18 protein-coding genes are annotated in these 16,924 nt (G+C 72.4%); 11 read left to right on the plus strand and 7 right to left on the minus strand.

Annotation, left to right across the window (positions count from 1 at the left end; genetic code table 11):
* The first annotated feature begins 157 nt into the window (after positions 1-157).
* The gene (locus tag IEZ05_RS19420; protein ID WP_189231405.1) at positions 158-2,278 is read left to right on the plus strand and encodes an ATP-binding SpoIIE family protein phosphatase; all 2,121 of its coding nucleotides are present in this window, start codon (positions 158-160) and stop codon (positions 2,276-2,278) included.
* A 157-nt stretch (positions 2,279-2,435) separates the two neighbouring features.
* Here the strand turns inward: IEZ05_RS19420 and IEZ05_RS19425 are convergent, their stop codons facing one another.
* Positions 2,436-3,344 carry an NAD(P)-dependent oxidoreductase gene (locus tag IEZ05_RS19425; RefSeq protein ID WP_189231406.1) on the minus strand — a complete coding sequence of 303 codons (909 nt, stop codon included), beginning with the start codon at positions 3,342-3,344 and terminating at the stop codon, positions 2,436-2,438.
* Positions 3,345-3,427: 83 nt separating this feature from the next.
* Between IEZ05_RS19425 and IEZ05_RS19430 the strand changes: the two genes are divergently transcribed.
* Positions 3,428-3,805, plus strand: a complete 378-nt coding sequence (locus IEZ05_RS19430) for a winged helix-turn-helix transcriptional regulator (RefSeq protein WP_189231407.1) — start codon at positions 3,428-3,430, stop codon at positions 3,803-3,805.
* Here the strand turns inward: IEZ05_RS19430 and IEZ05_RS19435 are convergent.
* The 3 genes from IEZ05_RS19435 to IEZ05_RS19445 are packed head-to-tail and all read right to left on the minus strand — an operon-like array spanning position 3,792 to position 6,039.
* Positions 3,792-4,646, minus strand: coding sequence for a 5-oxoprolinase subunit C family protein (locus IEZ05_RS19435; protein WP_189231408.1), 855 nt, complete (start codon positions 4,644-4,646; stop codon positions 3,792-3,794). The genes IEZ05_RS19430 and IEZ05_RS19435 overlap by 14 nt on opposite strands.
* The gene (locus tag IEZ05_RS19440; protein WP_189231409.1) at positions 4,643-5,290 is read right to left on the minus strand and encodes a 5-oxoprolinase subunit B family protein; all 648 of its coding nucleotides are present in this window, start codon (positions 5,288-5,290) and stop codon (positions 4,643-4,645) included. The genes IEZ05_RS19435 and IEZ05_RS19440 overlap by 4 nt, the downstream gene beginning before the upstream one ends.
* Positions 5,287-6,039, minus strand: a complete 753-nt coding sequence (locus tag IEZ05_RS19445) for a LamB/YcsF family protein (protein WP_189231410.1) — start codon at positions 6,037-6,039, stop codon at positions 5,287-5,289. Before IEZ05_RS19445 ends, IEZ05_RS19440 begins: the two co-directional genes overlap by 4 nt.
* Before the next feature lie 221 nt (positions 6,040-6,260).
* Between IEZ05_RS19445 and IEZ05_RS19450 the strand changes: the two genes are divergently transcribed.
* The 7 genes from IEZ05_RS19450 (at position 6,261) to IEZ05_RS19480 (ending at position 12,607) form a co-directional block, all read left to right on the plus strand.
* Positions 6,261-6,980, plus strand: a complete 720-nt coding sequence (locus IEZ05_RS19450) for a DUF969 domain-containing protein (RefSeq protein ID WP_189231411.1) — start codon at positions 6,261-6,263, stop codon at positions 6,978-6,980.
* Positions 6,977-7,951, plus strand: coding sequence for a DUF979 domain-containing protein (locus IEZ05_RS19455; protein WP_189231412.1), 975 nt, complete (start codon positions 6,977-6,979; stop codon positions 7,949-7,951). Before IEZ05_RS19450 ends, IEZ05_RS19455 begins: the two co-directional genes overlap by 4 nt.
* A gap of 50 nt (positions 7,952-8,001) precedes the next feature.
* Positions 8,002-8,652: a pyroglutamyl-peptidase I gene (gene pcp, locus IEZ05_RS19460; protein WP_189231413.1), complete on the plus strand. Its 651-nt coding sequence runs from the start codon at positions 8,002-8,004 to the stop codon at positions 8,650-8,652.
* Entirely contained in the window at positions 8,652-9,665 is a 1,014-nt protein-coding gene (locus IEZ05_RS19465; RefSeq protein WP_189231414.1) for a DUF2891 domain-containing protein, read from the plus strand. Before pcp ends, IEZ05_RS19465 begins: the two co-directional genes overlap by 1 nt.
* A 122-nt stretch (positions 9,666-9,787) precedes the next feature.
* Entirely contained in the window at positions 9,788-10,726 is a 939-nt protein-coding gene (locus IEZ05_RS19470) for a helix-turn-helix domain-containing protein (protein WP_189231415.1), read from the plus strand.
* Positions 10,727-10,791: 65 nt separating this feature from the next.
* Positions 10,792-11,163, plus strand: a complete 372-nt coding sequence (locus IEZ05_RS19475; protein WP_229869755.1) for a response regulator transcription factor — start codon at positions 10,792-10,794, stop codon at positions 11,161-11,163.
* Positions 11,164-11,356: 193 nt separating this feature from the next.
* Positions 11,357-12,607, plus strand: a complete 1,251-nt coding sequence (locus tag IEZ05_RS19480; RefSeq protein ID WP_189231416.1) for a sugar ABC transporter substrate-binding protein — start codon at positions 11,357-11,359, stop codon at positions 12,605-12,607.
* A 19-nt stretch (positions 12,608-12,626) separates the two neighbouring features.
* Here IEZ05_RS19480 and IEZ05_RS19485 read toward each other — a convergent pair whose 3' ends face one another.
* Complete coding sequence (locus IEZ05_RS19485) at positions 12,627-13,199, minus strand: Dps family protein (RefSeq protein WP_189231417.1); 573 nt, start codon at positions 13,197-13,199, stop codon at positions 12,627-12,629.
* A 236-nt stretch (positions 13,200-13,435) separates the two neighbouring features.
* Positions 13,436-13,900 carry a carboxymuconolactone decarboxylase family protein gene (locus IEZ05_RS19490; RefSeq protein ID WP_189231462.1) on the minus strand — a complete coding sequence of 155 codons (465 nt, stop codon included), beginning with the start codon at positions 13,898-13,900 and terminating at the stop codon, positions 13,436-13,438.
* A gap of 115 nt (positions 13,901-14,015) precedes the next feature.
* Between IEZ05_RS19490 and IEZ05_RS19495 the strand changes: the two genes are divergently transcribed.
* Positions 14,016-14,996: a pirin family protein gene (locus IEZ05_RS19495; protein WP_189231418.1), complete on the plus strand. Its 981-nt coding sequence runs from the start codon at positions 14,016-14,018 to the stop codon at positions 14,994-14,996.
* Between the two features lie 55 nt (positions 14,997-15,051).
* On the opposite strand, the gene IEZ05_RS19500 is transcribed toward IEZ05_RS19495, so the two are convergent.
* Entirely contained in the window at positions 15,052-15,432 is a 381-nt protein-coding gene (locus IEZ05_RS19500; RefSeq protein WP_189231419.1) for a hypothetical protein, read from the minus strand.
* Positions 15,433-15,709: 277 nt separating this feature from the next.
* Between IEZ05_RS19500 and IEZ05_RS19505 the strand changes: the two genes are divergently transcribed.
* A complete protein-coding gene (locus IEZ05_RS19505; RefSeq protein ID WP_189231420.1) occupies positions 15,710-16,825 on the plus strand; it encodes a serine hydrolase domain-containing protein in 1,116 nt (371 codons plus the stop codon).
* Positions 16,826-16,924: the final 99 nt, after the last annotated feature.

The following is a 16,924-nucleotide window of genomic DNA, read 5'->3' on the forward strand; positions in this document are numbered from 1 at the left end:
AGCGTCGAGCGGTCTCGCTCACCGCGTCGCCGATGCCCATGTGTGAGTGCACCCGTCCGGGGCACTGCGGCGCGTGAGGCGGAACAGCCCTCCGCATGGCATCGTGAGAACGGAGAGACGCGACCGAGGCGGGGGAGACCACGGGAGATCCGCAGTCGTGGAACATGCAAAGGTCTCGCAGGGCTACGGGCCGCCGACGTCGCTACCTCCGGGCGTGGCGCGACAGCTGGGCGTGGAGACGGCGGCGGCGCTGCTCGACATCGTGTGCGCCGAGGCGCCGGTCGGCCTGTACATCCTGGATGCCGACCTGCGCAGCCCGCGCTTCCGCAGCGGCACCCAGGGCACGCCGGCGCAGGCGGACCCGGACGAGAGCGTCTCCCTGGAGGCCTGTCTGTCCCTTCCCGACGTGCGACGGGCGCTGCACACGGTCCTGGAGACCGGTGAGGCAGTGCGCGATCTGCGCTGTGCTGTGCACCTCGGCCGCCGGGAGCGACGCAAGCGTGCGCTGTCCCTCTCGGCCTATCCCCTGCATCATCTGGAGCACCGCACGCTCGGGCTGGCCGTGACCCTGACCGACCGCACGGCCCGTGAGCGCGCCGAAACGCGGCTGGGTGTGCTCGAACGGGCGGACTCGGTGATCGGCAGCTCCCTGGATGTGTTCCGCACCGCGCAGGAACTGGCCGAGAGCGCTGTTCCCGGGCTCGCGGACGCAGCCGCCGTCGACGTACTCGACGCCGTCCTGCACGGTGACGCTCCCCCGCCGGGGCCCCTCCTGGACTCCGTCACCGTCCGCCGGGCGGGCTTCGCGACGGCAGGGCGAGCGAGCGGGAGCAGTGTGCACGAGGTGGGCGGCGTGCGCGTCCTGCGGCAGGGCCGGCCGTACGCCTACGTGCTCGCCGATCTGACCCCCCGAGTGATGAACGATCTCGGCCGTGACGACTCGGCACCGTGGCTGTCGCACGACCCGGACCGCGCGGCGGCGTTCCGGAGAGCCGGCGTGCACTCGGTCCTGATCGTCCCCCTCGCCGCTCGTGGCGTGGTGCTGGGCGTTGCCGCGTTCTACCGCGCGGGGGAGTCGGATCCGTTCGACGACGCGGACGTCGGTGTTGCCGGGGAACTGGCGGCGCGGGCCGCGCTCTGCCTCGACAACGCGCGTCTCTACACGCGCGAGCGAACCTTGGCGCGGATCGCGCAGCGGGAGCTGCTGCCGAGGCACATGCCGGCGATGCGTGCCGTCGAGACGGCCCACGCGTATCTCCCCGTGGCGGCGGGTGGCTCCTGGTTCGATGTGATTCCGCTGTCGGGGGCCCGCGTGGCGTTGGTGGCGGGTGAGGTGCGGGGCAGCGGGCTGCGCGCAGCCACGGCGATGGGGCAGCTGCGCACGGCCGTTCACGCGTTCGCCGCGATGGACCTGGAACCCGTCGAACTCATGACACGGTTGCACGAGTTGACTGCCTCCGTCTCTCTGGACGAGACGCCACGGGACTCCCAGCCGCAAGGCGGCGGTTCCGCGCCGCACACTCCGCCGGCGAGCTGCCTGTACGTCGTGTACGACCCGGCGAGTCTGCGGTGCGAGGCCGTCAGTGCGGCGCACCCGCCGCCCGTCGTGGCGCCCCCACAGACGCGGCCGTATCTTCTGGACCTCACCCCCGGGCCCGAACTGGGCCGCGGGACCGCCTCGTACGGGTCGACGACCGTCGAGTTGGCGGCAGACACCGTACTCGCCCTGTTCAACCGGGGCCTGGTGTACGGCACAAGGGGAGACGGCGATCGACTGGCCGTGCTCAGGGACCACCTGACCCGGGCCTCCGAGCGTCCGCTGCGGCAGCTGTGCGACACGCTGGTGACCAGGGTGCTGCCGGACGGGCCCGAGGGGGACGCGTTGCTGCTCCTCGCCCGCACCCGGGCCCTCGGCCCCCGCGAACTCGGATGCTGGACCTTGGCCGATGACCCGCGGAGCGCCTCCAGGGCCCGGAGGCTGGTCGCCGACACGCTGGCCGAATGGGGGTTGGACGACCTCGTCCCCGGCGCTGAACTGATCGTCAGTGAACTGGTCACCAACGCCGTGCGTTACGCCGAGGGCGGCATCGGTCTGCGTCTGATCCGCGACGACACGCTCACCTGCGAGGTCACGGACTCCACCAGTGTCGCACCCCACCTGCGTCTCGCCGACGAGTCCGACGAGGGGGGCCGTGGCCTCTACCTCGTCGGACGGCTCGGCAGGCGCTGGGGGACGCGCCACTCCGCTCGCGGCAAGACGATCTGGGTCGAGCTGTGATGGACCTCCTGGCCCTCCTCCACCGCGTTCACGATGGTGCTCTGCATCGGGTGGCGGGGGCGTCGCCGAAGGCCGCGGGGCGGGACTCCTTCGCCACGCGGCCTTCGGCTCGGCGCCGGCCGCCGGACCGGTGCGGGCCAGGGACATGCGGGGGTCGTCAGCGTGGTTGTCGGATGCTGTCGATGATGCGCGTCCAGTTGTCGCTGCCGTGTCCGTCCTTGATCGCGCGCTGGTAGTGGGCCTGCACGGCCAGGGGGAGCGCGAGGTCGAGGCCGAGTGACGTGCTGGTCTCGACGATGTGGTCGGACGTCGCACCCATCATGGTGACCGTGCTGAGGTCGCCGGGATGCTCTCCGGCGTCGAGCGCGGCACCGGGGTGTTCCTCTCCCGCCCGCAGGATGTCGCCGATGGAGTCGGTGAAGGAGAGCAGCTCCGGCAGGGCTTCCCCGGCCTTCATTCCCGCGGTGCCCAGCATCGCGGTGGCGTGCATCAGACCGGACAAGGTGGTCAGGAACACCGCGAGTTGAGCCTGGTACATCATCTGGGCGAGGCCCGGTTCCTCACCCAGGTACTTCGGCGTCCCGAGCAGGGCCAACGTCTCCCGGTGACGGGTCATCACCTCGTCGCGGCCGCTGTAGAAGACGTACGCCGCCTCCGTGCCGACCATCGGCGCGGGGACCATGACACCTCCGGTGAGGAAGGCGGCGCCGTGGCCCGCCGCCCAGGTCGCCGCCTCGCGTGTGCGGTCGGGAGTGTCGGAGCTCAGATTGACCAGCGTTCGGCCGGCGAGCGATTCGGTGGCGGTGCCGAGGATGTCGTACATCGCCTGGTAGTCGGTGAGGCTGAGGATCACGAGGTCACTCGCCTCGACCGCCGCGCCGGGTGTCGGCGCGAGCGTCGCCCCGTCGGCGACGACGCCGTCGGCCCGGCCGGCGGTGCGGTTCCAGACGGTGACCCGGTGGCCGGCGGCGAGGAGGGTACGGGTCATCGCCTGTCCCATCGGGCCGAGCCCGATCACGGTGACAGTGCTGTTCTGCCTCGTGGTGCGGTTCTGTTGTTCGTTCACCCCTCCATCCTCGGAGAGCACGACTAGGCTCGGAAGTACCCACTAATTACTGCGGTACTTACCTTTTCGTAAGGGGATCAGCGATGGCCGAGGCGCCGAGGTGCGGGCCCTACATCTGCGGCATCGACGCCGCGCTCGACGTGGTCAGCGGCAAGTGGAAAGGACTGATCCTCTGGGAGCTCGACACCCATCGCGTACGCCGCTTCGCCGAACTCCGCCGCGGTCTGCCGGGGGTGAGCGAGAAGATGCTGACACAGCATCTGCGTGAGATGGAGGCGGACGGTCTCGTGCACCGGAGGGTGTACGCCGAGGTACCGCCGCGGGTCGAGTACTCCCTGACCGAGCACGGGCACACCCTCAACCAGGCGCTCGCGCCGCTCGGCGCCTGGGGGACCGAGCGGATACGCCGCGAAGGCCGCGAGACGGTCGACGTGGCCGGCGCCGGCGTCACCCCGGCGTGAAGCGCACCGGTGTCCCGACCGCGGCCTGGGCCGCCGCGGAGAGGGCGCCTTCGGTGACGACCGCGATCACCGGGTAGCCGCCGGTCGTCGGATGGTCGTGCAGGAACACCACGGGACGTCCGTCCGGCGGGACCTGGACGGCGCCCAGGACCATGCCCTCGCTGGGCAGTTCGCCCGTCGACGCCCGTTGCAGCGGCGGCCCCTCCGTGCGCAGGCCGATCCGGTTGCTGTGCGGCGAGACGCGGTACGTCGCCGAGGTGAACGTGTGCAGCGCGGCGGGGGTGAACCAGTCGGCGCGGGGGCCGGGACGCACCGGGAGGATCAGTTCGGCGGGCGGGCCCGGCCAGGGGGCGGCGACGGACGGTGCCGGCCGTGCGGGCACGCCCACCGGGAGGACGTCCCCGTCGCGCAGGGGAGTGGGACCGAGCCCGGAGAGGAGGTCCGTGGAGCGGCTGCCCAGGACAGGTTCGACGGCGATGCCGCCGGCGACCGCCACGTACGACCGCACGCCCGCGGTCACCGCCCCCACGTCCAGGACGCCGCCCGCCGGCACCCGGACCGGCGCGCCCCAGGCCACCGGCCGCCCGTCCACCGTCACCGGGCAGGGCGCCCCGCCGACCACGACCGTGACGGCACGGTCGGACCGCAGGGCGCAGCCGGTCAGGGTGGTCTCCAGGACGGCGGCGTCGGCGTCGTTGCCGGCCAGCCGGTTGGCGAGCCGCATCGCGTACGCGTCCAGGGCACCGGAGCGGGGAACCCCCAGGTGGGCGTGGCCGCGTCGGCCCGCGTCCTGCACCGTGGTCAGCGCGCCGGCGCGCACGGTCGTGAGCTTGGTGTTCATGCCGCGCCCCCCGCCTCGACGAAACGCACCCGGGTGCCCGGTGTGAGGAGTGCGGCCTGTTCCCTGTCCGGGTCCCACAGGCGGCTCGGGTCCGGCATCGTGCCGATCAGCTGCCAGCCGCCGGGGGTGGAGCGGGGGTAGACCGCGCTGTAGGGGCCGGCGAGGGCGACCGCCCCGGCCGGGACCCGGGTCCGCGGTGTGGCGCGGCGGGGGACGTGCAGCTCCGGGGGCAGTCCGGTGAGGTAGCCGAAGCCTGGTGCGAAACCGCAGAACGCGACACGGTACGTACCGGAGGAATGGAGGGCCGCCACCTCGTGCGGGGCGACTCCCCACAGGGCCGCCACGTCCGGCAGGTCGGGTCCGTCGTAGCGCACGGCGATCTCCACCACGTCCCCGTCGTCCGCGGCGCCCGCCGGTATCTCCCAGCCGGCGAGCCCGCGGGCCAGCGCCTCGGGGTCCCGCACTCCGTCCAGCAGGACGGTCCGTGCTCCCGGCACGATCTCCTCCACCGGCGGCAGGCTCCCCGCCGCGCGCCGGCGCAGCAGTTCGGCGTGGAAGGCAGCGGTGCGCTCGGCGTCGGGCAGTTCGACGAGGAGTGCGTGCCGCCCGGCGGGGCGGGCCGTGAGCAGCGGGTTCCCGGTCATGCGAAGGCCCCGACCCCGACCCCGGCCGCTTCGAGCGCCGCGCGCACCCGCGTCGCGATCCGGGCCGCGCCCGGGGTGTCGCCGTGGACGCACAGGGAGCGGGCGGCGACCGCGACGCTCGTACCGTCCACCGCCTCGACCGCGCCGTCCACCGCGAACGCCAGCGCCCGCCGCACCACCGCGTTCTCGTCCGTCACCACGGAGTCCGCCTCGCGGCGCGGGACGAGGGTGCCCCCGGGGGTGTAGGCGCGGTCCGCGAACGCCTCCGGCACGCCGGTGAGCCCGGCGTCCTCGGCGGCGGCGAGCAGGCGCGAGCCCGGCAAGCCGAGGACGGGCAGGTCCCCGCCCGCCAGCCGCACGCCCGCCACCACCGCGCCGGCCTGCTCCGCGTCGTGGACGGTGCGGTTGTACAGCGCGCCGTGAGGCTTCACATAGGCCACCTCCGCCCCGGCGGCCTCGGCGAAGACCCTCAGGGCGCCGATCTGGTACGCGACCTCGGCGGCGAGTTCACCGGCGGGCACGTCCATGGAGCGTCGCCCGAAGCCGGCCAGGTCGCGGTAGGACACCTGGGCCCCGATGCGCACCCCGCGCTCGGCGGCGAGGTCGCAGACGCGCCGCATCACCGAGGGGTCGCCCGCGTGGAAACCGCAGGCGACGTTGGCGCTGGTGACGACGGAGAGCAGGGCGTCGTCGTCGGTGAGGGTCCAGCGGCCGAAGCCTTCACCGAGGTCTGCGTTGAGGTCGATCACAGAACGAACGTAAGGGATTGTTGAACGATTCGACAAGAGCCGAGCGGGGTCCGTGTCGGCCGTCGGACGGTGAAAGTCACCTCTTGTTAGATCGTTGAACGATCGTCTAGGGTCCGTGCATCTGCCACGTACCCGGAGTCGTGGTCCGCGGACCGCCGAAGCGACGACTCCGAGACTCCCGGGTCCGTGCCCCGCCCCCAACGCCTGAAGAAGGCCACCGAATGATCGTTCTCCTCGGTGTGGTCGTGGTGATCCTCGGATTCGTCACGCGCCGCAATCCCGTCCTCGTGGTGGGCGTCGCCGGAATCGTCACCGGACTGCTCGGCAAGATGAACCCGCTCGAGGTCCTCGCGGCCTTCGGCCGGTCCTTCGCCGACAGCCGCTCGGTCACCGTCTACGCCATCGTGCTCCCCGTGATCGGGCTGCTCGAGCGCTACGGCCTGCGCGAGCAGGCCCGCCGTCTCATCGGCCGCCTGGGCAGGCTCAGCGCCGGCCGGTTCCTCACCGTCTACCTGCTGGTCCGGCAGGTCACCGCGGCCTTCGGCCTGAACAGCATCGGCGGCCCGGCACAGACCGTGCGGCCGCTCGTGGCGCCCATGGCCGAGGCCGCCGCCGAGCGCACGACGGGAGCCGGACTGCCCGACCGCCTGCGGGAGAAGGTGCGCTCCTACTCCGCGTCGGCCGACACCGTGGGCGTCTTCTTCGGCGAGGACTGTTTCATCGCGATCGGCTCCATCCTGCTGATCACCGGGTTCGTGAACTCCACCTACCACCAGGACATCGAACCGACCCAGCTGGCCCTGTGGGCGATCCCGCTCGCCGTCTGCGCCTTCGTCATCCACGGCGCCCGCCTGCTGCTCATGGACAGGCAGCTGGAGCGCGAGATGGCGCTCGCCGCCGCCGAGCACGACCTGCCGCTACCCGAGGGGGCCGAGAAGTGATCAAGGTCGAATGGCTGTACTGGCTGATAGGCCTCGTCTTCGTCGTCATGGCCGTGCAGATGGCCACCGACCGCAGCAACCCCAAGCGGTGGACGTCCGCCGCCTTCTGGGGCCTGCTCGGACTCACCTTTCCCTACGGCACCGGCGTCGCCAACGCCACCGCGGACAACGGCGGCTGGACCCTGCCCGCCGAACCGCTCGGCGTCGCGGTCCTCACCCTGATCGTGCTCGCCGGGTTCAACTTTCTCGGCAAGGGCGTCCCGGTCACCACCACCGGCGAACAGCGTGAGGCCTCCGCGGCCCGGCTCGGCAGCAAGATCTTCATCCCCGCCCTGACGATCCCCCTGGTCGCCATCGTCTGTGCCTCCGTGCTGGACGAGTCCGGCCTGTTCGAGACGGGCAAGGCCACGCTCCTCGGACTCGGCCTCGGCTGCGTCGCCGCGCTGGTCGTCGGCATGATCGTCACCGGCGAGAAGAAGGTCTCGGTCCCGATCCACTCCGGCCGCTCCATGCTGGAGGCCATGGGCTCCGCCCTGCTGCTGCCCCAGCTGCTGGCCGTGCTCGGTTCGATCTTCGCCGCGGCGGGAGTCGGCGACCAGGTCGGCGACCTGGTGAACAAGGTCCTGCCCGACGACTCCAAGAACCTCGCGGTGATCGCGTACTGCGTCGGCATGTTCCTGTTCACCGTCATCATGGGCAACGCCTTCGCCGCCTTCCCGGTGATGACCGCGGCGATCGGCTGGCCGGTGCTCATCCAGCAGATGCACGGCAACGAACCCGCGGTCCTCGCGATCGGCATGCTGGCCGGCTTCGCCGGCACGCTCTGCACGCCGATGGCCGCCAACTTCAACATCGTCCCGGCCACCCTGCTCGAACTGAAGGACCAGTACGGACCGATCAAGGCCCAGCTGCCCACGGGACTCGCGCTCCTCGTCTGCTGCACCGTGATCATGGCGGTCTTCGCCTTCTGAGCCGCCCGCCCGTCACCGTGCCGCCCGCCCCGTCACCGTAAGGAAGTGCCTTGACCCGCGTCCTCATCACCGGCTTCGCCCCCTTCGGCGGCGAGCGCGTGAACCCGTCCTGGCAGGCGGCGTCCCTGGTGGCCGCCGAACCGCCCGCCGGGCTCTCGGTCACCGCCGCCGAACTGCCCTGCGTGTTCGGCGACTCCCTCGACGCCCTGCGTGACGCCGTCCGCGCGACCGCCCCCGACCTGGTGCTCTGCCTGGGGCAGGCGGGCGGGCGCCCCGGCGTGACCGTCGAGCGCGTCGGCATCAACGTCGACGACGCGCGCATCCCCGACAACGCGGGCCGGCAGCCCATCGACGAACCGGTGGTCCCGGGCGGCCCCGCCGCCTACTTCGCCACCCTCCCCGTCAAGGCCTGCGTCGCCGCGATGCGCGAGGCCGGAGTCCCCGCCGCCCTCTCCAACACCGCCGGAACCTTCGTGTGCAACCACGTCGCCTACGGCCTCGGTCACCTCATCGCCACGGAGTTCCCGCACGTCCGGGGCGGGTTCGCCCACGTCCCCTGGGCGCCGGAGCAGGTCCCCGACGGCCAGGCGCCGTCCCTGCCGCCCGCCACCGTCGCCCACGGCCTGCGCGCCCTGCTGGCCACCGCCGCCCGCACGCCGGCCGAACAGGACCTGAAAGTCACCGAGGGAGCCACCCACTGATGCCGCTCAGCACCCACGCCGCCCCCTTCGCGCGGCTCGCCCTCGCCAACATCACCCGTGAGTACCCCAACTTCCCGGCCCACCTGACCCTCTCCGCCGACGAGCGCGTCGAGCCACGGTCCCTGCATCCGGCCTTCTACGGCGCCTACGACTGGCACTCCTCGGTGCACATGCACTGGCTGCTCGTCCGTCTGCTGCGCCGCCACGGCGGCACGCCCGCCCTGCCGGACACCGGGACGGCCGTCGACGTACTCGACCGGCACCTGACCGCCGGAAACCTCGGCGTCGAGGCCGCCTACCTCCGCGACCACCCCTCCTTCGAGCGGCCCTACGGCTGGGCCTGGCTGCTCGCGCTCGCCGCCGAGTGCCGCGCGTACCGGGGCCCGGAGGGCGCCCGCTGGACCCGGGCTCTGGAACCGGCCGTCGCCGTCGTCGACCGGCTGCTGGCCGACTGGCTGCCGAAGGCCACCTATCCCGTACGCCACGGCAACCACCCCAACAGCGCCTTCGCGCTGGGCCTCGCACTCGACTCGGGAGAGCTGTCGGCGATGACCGACCGGGCCGTACGGGGACGTCTGCTGTCCTGGTTCGCCGACGACCACGACGCGCCCGCGCACTGGGAGCCCTCGGGACAGGACTTCCTGTCCCCGGCCTTGAGCGAGGCCGACGCGGTGCGCCGGGTGCTCCCGGAGGACGAGTTCACACCGTGGCTCGACCGTTTCCTGCCCGCGCTCGGCTCCGGTGCCCCCTGTCCGCTGCTGGACGTCCCGGTCGTCTCCGATCACGCCGACCCGCAGATCGGCCACCTGCTCGGCCTGACCCTCAGCAGGGCGGCCGCGCTGCGCTCCCTCGCGCAGGCCCTGCCCGACGGACCGGTCCGCGGCCGTCTGGGCGCGGCGGCCGGGGCGCACCTCGCGGCGGGCCTGCCGGCCGTGGAGCGCGGCGACTTCACCACCGACCACTGGCTGGCGACCTTCGCGACGCTGGCCCTGGACCCCGTCACCCGCCGCTGACACCCGGCCCGCCCCGGGCGGCCGGCGGCGATGCGCGAATCCAGCGGATTCACGCGATGTGCTCGACCCGTCCCCCTTGGCACGGTGTGCACCAGACACACTGACCGAAAAGGGCGGAGACCATGCTGCCGGATTCATCCCCACCGGAACCGCTCGCGCGGCCGTCGGGCACCGTTCGCACCACGGCCCGGCTGGGCTGTCTGAGGGTCGTCACGGCGGTCGGCGATCCCTCGCCGGGGCCGTGGGCCGCACGGCTGATCGCCCCGGGGGACGACGAGTACCTGGTCGTCATGCTCCTGGACGGCGGTGACGCCGACGTCGAGCAGGACGGCCGTGAGATCCACCTGCGTCCGGGCGAGGTCGTCTTCTGCGACGCCGCGCGTCCGAGCCGGATCACGTTCCACCAGCCGTTCCGGTGGACGTCCCTCGTCCTGCCGCGCCGGCTCATGGGTCTGCGGGAGGCCGACCTGCGACGGCTCACGGCGACCGCCATCGGCCCGGACACCCTGCTCGGTTCGCTGCTGCCGCCCCTGCTCGGCCGGCTCGCGGACACGACCGCGGTCTGCCCGGCGGGCACGGGCGAGGTGTTGGCCCGCAGCATCGTCGACCTGCTGACGGTCCTGATCGAGGAGCGAGCGGCGGGGGAGGCGGCCGAGGCGCCGACAGCGGCCCAGGTGTGGCTGACGCGCATCCGGGACCACATCGACCGGCACCTCGCCGACCCCACTCTGTCACCGGAGGCCGTCGCCGCCGCTCACCACATCTCCGTGCGCTACCTGCACCGGCTCTTCCAGGCCGAGGACACCACCGTCGGACGGTGGATCCAGCGCCGCCGGCTGGAGGAGTGCCGGCGCGAGCTGGCCCGCCGGGACGCGGCGGACCGGACCGTCGCCGCGGTGGCCCGCCGGTGGGGGTTCACCAACCCCACCCACTTCAGCCGGGTCTTCCGGGCCGCCTACGGAATGTCCCCCGGCGAGTGGCGTGACTCCGTGCTGCCGAAGCCCCGTACGGCTGCCCCGGTACGGCGCGGGCGCGTGGTGCCTCGGGCCGCGGCGGCCTGAGGCCGGCAGGTTCGCGGCGAGGAGCCTGTCCCCCCAGGTGTTCGCCCAGGTCAGTACCATGGTGGGTGCCCGGCACGTCGTCCGTACCTGCCGGAACCGCCCCGACGCACCGGCAGTCGACGCCGTCGCTCGGTTTCGCCGCGTCCGGCGCACACGCGGCGGCGGCACGGGTGCTGCGGGACCGGGGCGCCGCGGACGCGGGCGGCCCTCGAGCGGTGATCAGGCAGCGGCCCGTCCAGGGATGGGAGGCGCTCACCGCCTCCGAGAAGAAGGTCGCCCGCCTCATCGCCGAGGGCCACACCAACCGGTCGGCCGCCGACCGGCTCGTCGTCTCCCCGCACACCATCAACACACACCTGACCTCCGCCTTCCGCAAGCTGTCGGTCGACTCCCGGGTCCAACTCGCCCATGTCGTCATGGCCTTGCGCGAGGACTGAACGGAGCGCCTGGTACGTTCACGCGATGCCCGCCCGCACCGCCGGACGGGAGCATGCCCGTTGTTCACAGGGCGGTCACACACACCTCCCTCGCGGCGTCTACGCTGACCGAGCCGTCACGGAGGGCCCGAAACCACTCGTCACCTCCCGGGACCGGCAATCGGGACATGCACGTCACGCGGGAGCAAGCACCATGACCTCACCTGCCGGACCGGCGGCACGGCGTATCGCCGGCCTCTTCGGAACCGTCGCCCTGCTGCTGGCCGCCACCGGCTGCGGCCCCACGCCCGGCACGGCGGCCGCCGGGGGCGAGGTCACCTCCATCACCGCGCTCGACTACTACACCGACGACACCGAACACGCGCAGTGGAGCGGATGGCTCGACGCCTGCGGCAAGGCCGCCGGGGTGAAGGTCGAGCACACGAGCGTTCCCGGTCCGTCGCTCGTCCCGACGGTGCTGCGGCGGGCGTCGTCGCGGACCCTGCCCGACCTGCTGATGCTGGACAACGCCGACCTGCAGCAGATCGCGGAGACCGGGGCGCTGACGCCGCTGGACCGGTACGGCATCGACTTCGACGGCTTCGGCGAGGCGATCCTGTCGGCTGGCACCTACGACGGGAAGGTGTACGGGCTGGCGCCGACCGTCAGCACGGTCGTCCTCTTCTACGACAAGGACGCCCTGTCCGAGGCCGGCGTGGCGGTGCCCGGGACCTGGGACGAGCTGAAGGCGGCGGCCGCCGAACTGACCCGCCCGGGCCGGTACGGCATGGCGGTCGACGCCGACGCCACCTTCGAGGCCGCCTGGCAGTTCCTGCCCTTCCTGTGGTCCAACGGCGGGGACGAGCGGCGGCTGGACTCCCCGCAGGCCGGACAGGCACTGCGGCTGTGGGCCGACCTGGTCGAGAGCGGCTCCATGTCGAAGTCCGTGCTGAACTGGAACCAGGCCGACCTCCACGACCAGTTCGTCGCCGGCCGGACGGCGATGATGATCAACGGGCCCTGGCGGATCCCCGCCATGAACAAGACCGAGGGCCTGAACTGGGGGATGGCGCCGGTTCCCGTCCCGAGGGCGGGCCAGTCTCCGGTCACACCGATCGGCGGTGAGGTGTGGACCGTTCCCGAGAGCGCGTCCACCGCCCGGCAGGAGAAGGCCGCGCAGGTGCTCGCGTGCCTGAACGACTCACGGACCATGCTGGACCAGGCCGAGCAGCGGTACACCGTGCCCTCGCGCCCCGCGGTGGCCGCCCGGTACGCCGACCGGGTCCCCTCGATGTCGGCCTTCGTCGAGAGCGTCCAGGGAGCCCGCTCCCGGACCAGCCGGCTCGGCGTGGACTGGCCCGACGCGGCGACCGGGATCTACACGGCGATCCAGTCCGCGCTGACGGGTGAGCAGACACCGGAGGAGGCGCTGGGCCGGGCGCAGCGGACCGCGACCGGTTCCTGACGCCGGCCCCCTGCGCACGTCAGGCCCGTACGAGGGGCGTGTCGACCAGATGCTCGGCCAGGAACCACGCCTGCAGTTCGCCGGTGCGGATCACCTGGGAGACCAGGAGGTCGTTGGTGCCGTCGTCGCCCAGCTCGGCGGTCCGGGACGCCGCGTCGTGGGCCTGGGTCAGGATGGTCTCGTGGGCCTGGAGCAGGCGGGAGAGCATGGCCGGGACCTCCTCCACACCGTCCGGCGGACGCGGGATCGAGGTGATCTCCGCGACGTGCCGGGGGTCTCCCACCGCGACCCCGCCCAGCGTCTGGACCCGCTCCGCGACGGTGTCGACGAGTTCCAGCTGCTCCCCGGCGTGCTTGTCGAGGAGGAGATGCAGCTGGTAGAAGGTCGCGCCGCGCAGGAGCCAGTGGTGCTTCTTGTACAGGCCGTAGAGGATCTGGGTGTCGGCCAGGACCTTGTTCAGCCGCTGGCAGGAGTACATGCGGGCGTCGTACGACAGTCCGAGGGGGAACTGCTTGACGGTGCCGAACTCCTGGATGACCGCGCCCTTCTGGTGCAGCCACGGCTGGCTGCTCGGGGGCTTGCTGGTGGTCATGGCCGCCTCCTGCGGTGCTGTGCCCTACGTTCCCGAGGGACGTCAGGCGCGGGAAGCGGCGGGCGGTTGTCCGGCAGCGCACACGGCCGTGTGCGTGAGCGCACCGCGTGCCGCCGTGCTCGCCGGCGGTGCGCTCCGGGAACGGCGGCCGTGCGCCGGGAGGCACACGCCGGGTCCTGCCCGGGCCTAGCCTCGCGGTCGGACGTCCGCACCGGCCGGGACCGACCGTCGGCCTGTCAGCGTTCCCTCCGCACCGGGTGCCTGCTCATGACGGAGACCCGGTTGAAGGCGTTGATGGTGACCGCCACCCAGATCACCGCCGAGATCTGGTCGTCGGTGAGCACCTCGCGGGCGGCCGTCGCGGCGGCGTCGCGCGCGGCGGTGTCGGCCGGCCGGGTCGTCGCCTCGGCCAGGGCGAGGGCCGCGCGTTCCACGGGGGTGAACAGCTCGGTCTCCCGCCAGGCGGCCAGCACCCCGAGGCGCTGCGTGGTCTCACCCGCGCGAAGGGCGGCCCGGGTGTGGACGTCCAGGCAGTACGCGCAGCCGTTGATCTGGGAGACGCGCAGGTTGACCAGTTCCACCAGGAGCCGGTCGAATCCCGCTGCGGCGGCCGCCGCGCGGACCGCCTCCGACGTGTGCACCAGGGCCTGGTAAGGCTCGGGGCTCTGCTTGTCGATGAAGATCCGTCGGTCCTCGGACATCGGCAGGGGGCTGCTCAACCTGGGGCTCCTTCGGACGCGGCCGGCATGGACGGCATGGGCCACAATGGCGGATAGTTGAATGTGAAAATATCATGATGACGGGAGGTGCTTCTCCATGAGCAATGTCGAAACAAGCCCCGCGGAAGTCCGCTGTGGAGCGGTGGACGAGGGTGAGGGCCCGGACGCGACACGGGTCGAGGTGCTCACGCCGCGCGACGTGCCGCTGGGCGGTCCGCGCGCCATGACGGTCCGGCGCACGCTGCCGCAACGGACCCGGACCCTCATCGGCGCGTGGTGCTTCGTCGACCACTACGGTCCCGACGACGTCGCCCTCACCGGGGGCATGGACGTCGCCCCGCATCCGCACACCGGACTGCAGACGGTGAGCTGGCTGTTCAGCGGCGAGATCGAACACCGGGACAGCCTCGGCAGCCACGCCCTGGTGCGGCCCGGCGAGCTGAACCTCATGACCGGCGGGCACGGCATCAGCCACTCGGAGGTCTCCACCCCGCGGACCACGGTCCTGCACGGCGTACAGCTGTGGGTGGCCCTCCCGGACGAACACCGGCACACCGCACGCGACTTCCGGCACCACGTGCCCGAGCCCGTGCTGACCGACGGCGCCGAGGTCAGGGTGTTCCTGGGCCGGCTGGCGGGCGCCGTCTCCCCCGTGCCGACCTTCACGCCCCTCCTCGGCGCCGAGATCACCCTCGCACCGCACGCCTCGCTCGCCCTGACCGTGGACCCCCACTTCGAACACGGCCTCCTCGTGGACCGCGGGGACGTCCGTCTGGCCGGCACCCCGCTGCGCCCGGCGGAACTGGGCTACGTGCGTCCCGGCACCGGCACACTGACGCTCCGCAACGAGTCCGACGAGCCGGCGCGCACGGTGCTGCTCGGCGGGACGCCGTTCGACGAGGAGATCATCATGTGGTGGAACTTCATCGGCCGGTCGCACGAGGAGATCGTGCGGGCCCGGGAGGACTGGACGAACGGGACGACCCGTTTCGGCGAGGTGCAGGGATACGACGGAGCACCACTGCCGGCGCCAGAGCTGCCGAACGCGCCCCTGAAGCCGCGAGGAAAGGCGCGCTGACCTGCGACAACACGCATCGTGTGCCAAGAAGCCCGGGACCTTGCCGTACTGCGGGCTACCAGCGGTGGGTACGTCGCAGGAGGCTGCGCAGGACTCTGCGCGCCGAGCGCAGTGCGGGCCGGGGCCCCGGGGGCAGGGTGCTGTCGGATCGGCCCAGCGGTATCTCAGTCATGGGGTGCCTGCGTCCGGCGATCTCCATCATGCATGTGGCGGAACGCTCCGCGGTCCGGCCGGTGTGGAGAGTGACTTCGAACGGGCGGGGCGGGTCGTCGGGTAGCTCGGCCGTGAGCGTCAGTGTGTCTTTGCGGTGCTGTGTCCGCTGGTAGCCGACCACCTTGCCGTCCACCAGCAGCTCGGCTTCGGCTGCTGCGTGGCGGGTCTGCACCGTGACGGAGTGGCTGCCCACGTCGAGGTGGAAGTGGTGAGTGCGGGGCACGGCACACCTCCCGGGTTCCCGAGGCCGGCACGTGTCTACAGCGTAGACGCCGCCCCGAGGCAGCGCGGGTCCGTGCCGCCGAGAAGAGCCCCGTCACGCTGGGCCCGGCCGCACGACGCCCCAGCAGTGGGGGTACCCCCCGGCCGGATACGGCGCTGAGCCCCATCGCGGTTGCCCGCCCGCTCCAGCAAGCTCCTTGCCTACGGGCCCGATCGCACCGCGGACCTTGCCACGGGGACGGATGCGAGTCGGCCGCCTTACTCATCGGGAGGTCGGGATGAAGCGCGTGCATCGGGTGCTGGTGACGGTGACGACGGCGTTGACGCTGCTCGCGGCGCCGACCGCCGCCCTTGCCGGGTCGGAGCGAGCGCATCGCGCCGGACTGCAGGAAGGACTGGACGACATCACCGCCAGGAGCGCCGTGGGCGCGCTGATGGAGGTGCGGGACGAGGACGGCGTGTGGCGCGGCACCAGCGGGGTCGCCGAACGGGGCACGACGCGGGAGGTCCCGGCACACGGCCGGTTCCGGGTGGGCAGCCTCACGAAGACGTTCGTCGCCACCGTCACCCTGCAACTCGTGGCCGAAGGCCGGCTGGAGCTGGACGACACGGTCGAGGCGTGGCTGCCCGGCGCCGTCCCCGACGGTCACCGGATCACCGTGCGGCATCTGCTCAACCACACGAGCGGGGTGCCCGACTACCGTCGCACGCTGCCGATGCCGCCGAGGCCGGAGTTCCTGGACAACCGCCTGCGGACCTGGTCCGCGGCCGAACTGCTGCAGCGGGCGGTGGCCGACCCGCCGACCTTCGAACCACCGGGATCCGACTACGCGTACTCCAACACCGGCTACCTCCTCCTCGGCCGGATCATCGAGGAAGTGACCGGCCGGCCGTACGGCGAGGAGACCGAGCGCCGGATCGTCCGGCCCCTGCGGTTGCGCGGCACCTCGCTGCCGGGGGCGTCCCCGCACCTTCACGGACCGCACCCGCACGGCTACGTGCCGATACAGCAGGGCACCGAGAAGCGTCTCGTCGACATCACCGAGATGAATCCGTCGGTGATGGGCGCGGGTGGCGAGATGATCTCCACGACAAGTGATCTCAACCGTTTCATGGCCGCACTGCTCGATGGGCGCCTCCTGCCGGGTCGCCTGCTCGACGAGATGAAGACACCAGGTGTCACAGACGGGACGTACGGGCTGGGGCTGCGATGGCGGGACACCTCGTGCGGGGCCCGTGTCTACGGCAACGACGGTGATGCCCTGGCGTATCAGTCCTGGTCGTTCTCCACGGGGGACCGGCGCCGCCAGGTCACGATCGCGCTCACGCCCGACTTCCGCGGTGATCCCGACGACGCCGTCGACGCGCTCCTGGACAAGGCATTCTGCGACTGACCCCCCGCCCAGGCGAACCAGGAGGCGGTCCCTCGCCTCCGACAGCCCGGGTCGCCTCGGCGATCCGGCGGGCGAGGAACGGGCCGCCGTGGCTTCCCC

Origin of the sequence: Streptomyces flaveolus (assembly GCF_014648815.1) — a bacterium.
In the GTDB taxonomy this organism is placed as follows: domain Bacteria; phylum Actinomycetota; class Actinomycetes; order Streptomycetales; family Streptomycetaceae; genus Streptomyces; species Streptomyces flaveolus.

What these genes read in the sequence shown, in the direction of transcription:
- IEZ05_RS19435 (WP_189231408.1), bottom strand. Translation starts at nt 4,646, where the DNA reads ATGAACACCAAGCTCACGACCGTGCGCGCCGGCGCGCTGACCACGGTG.
- IEZ05_RS19470 (WP_189231415.1), top strand. Translation starts at nt 9,788, where the DNA reads ATGCTGCCGGATTCATCCCCACCGGAACCGCTCGCGCGGCCGTCGGGC.
- IEZ05_RS19465 (WP_189231414.1), top strand. Translation starts at nt 8,652, where the DNA reads ATGCCGCTCAGCACCCACGCCGCCCCCTTCGCGCGGCTCGCCCTCGCC.
- IEZ05_RS19485 (WP_189231417.1), bottom strand. Translation starts at nt 13,199, where the DNA reads ATGACCACCAGCAAGCCCCCGAGCAGCCAGCCGTGGCTGCACCAGAAG.
- IEZ05_RS19505 (WP_189231420.1), top strand. Translation starts at nt 15,710, where the DNA reads ATGAAGCGCGTGCATCGGGTGCTGGTGACGGTGACGACGGCGTTGACG.
- IEZ05_RS19480 (WP_189231416.1), top strand. Translation starts at nt 11,357, where the DNA reads ATGACCTCACCTGCCGGACCGGCGGCACGGCGTATCGCCGGCCTCTTC.
- IEZ05_RS19450 (WP_189231411.1), top strand. Translation starts at nt 6,261, where the DNA reads ATGATCGTTCTCCTCGGTGTGGTCGTGGTGATCCTCGGATTCGTCACG.
- IEZ05_RS19490 (WP_189231462.1), bottom strand. Translation starts at nt 13,900, where the DNA reads ATGTCCGAGGACCGACGGATCTTCATCGACAAGCAGAGCCCCGAGCCT.
- IEZ05_RS19440 (WP_189231409.1), bottom strand. Translation starts at nt 5,290, where the DNA reads ATGACCGGGAACCCGCTGCTCACGGCCCGCCCCGCCGGGCGGCACGCA.
- IEZ05_RS19430 (WP_189231407.1), top strand. Translation starts at nt 3,428, where the DNA reads ATGGCCGAGGCGCCGAGGTGCGGGCCCTACATCTGCGGCATCGACGCC.
- IEZ05_RS19495 (WP_189231418.1), top strand. Translation starts at nt 14,016, where the DNA reads ATGAGCAATGTCGAAACAAGCCCCGCGGAAGTCCGCTGTGGAGCGGTG.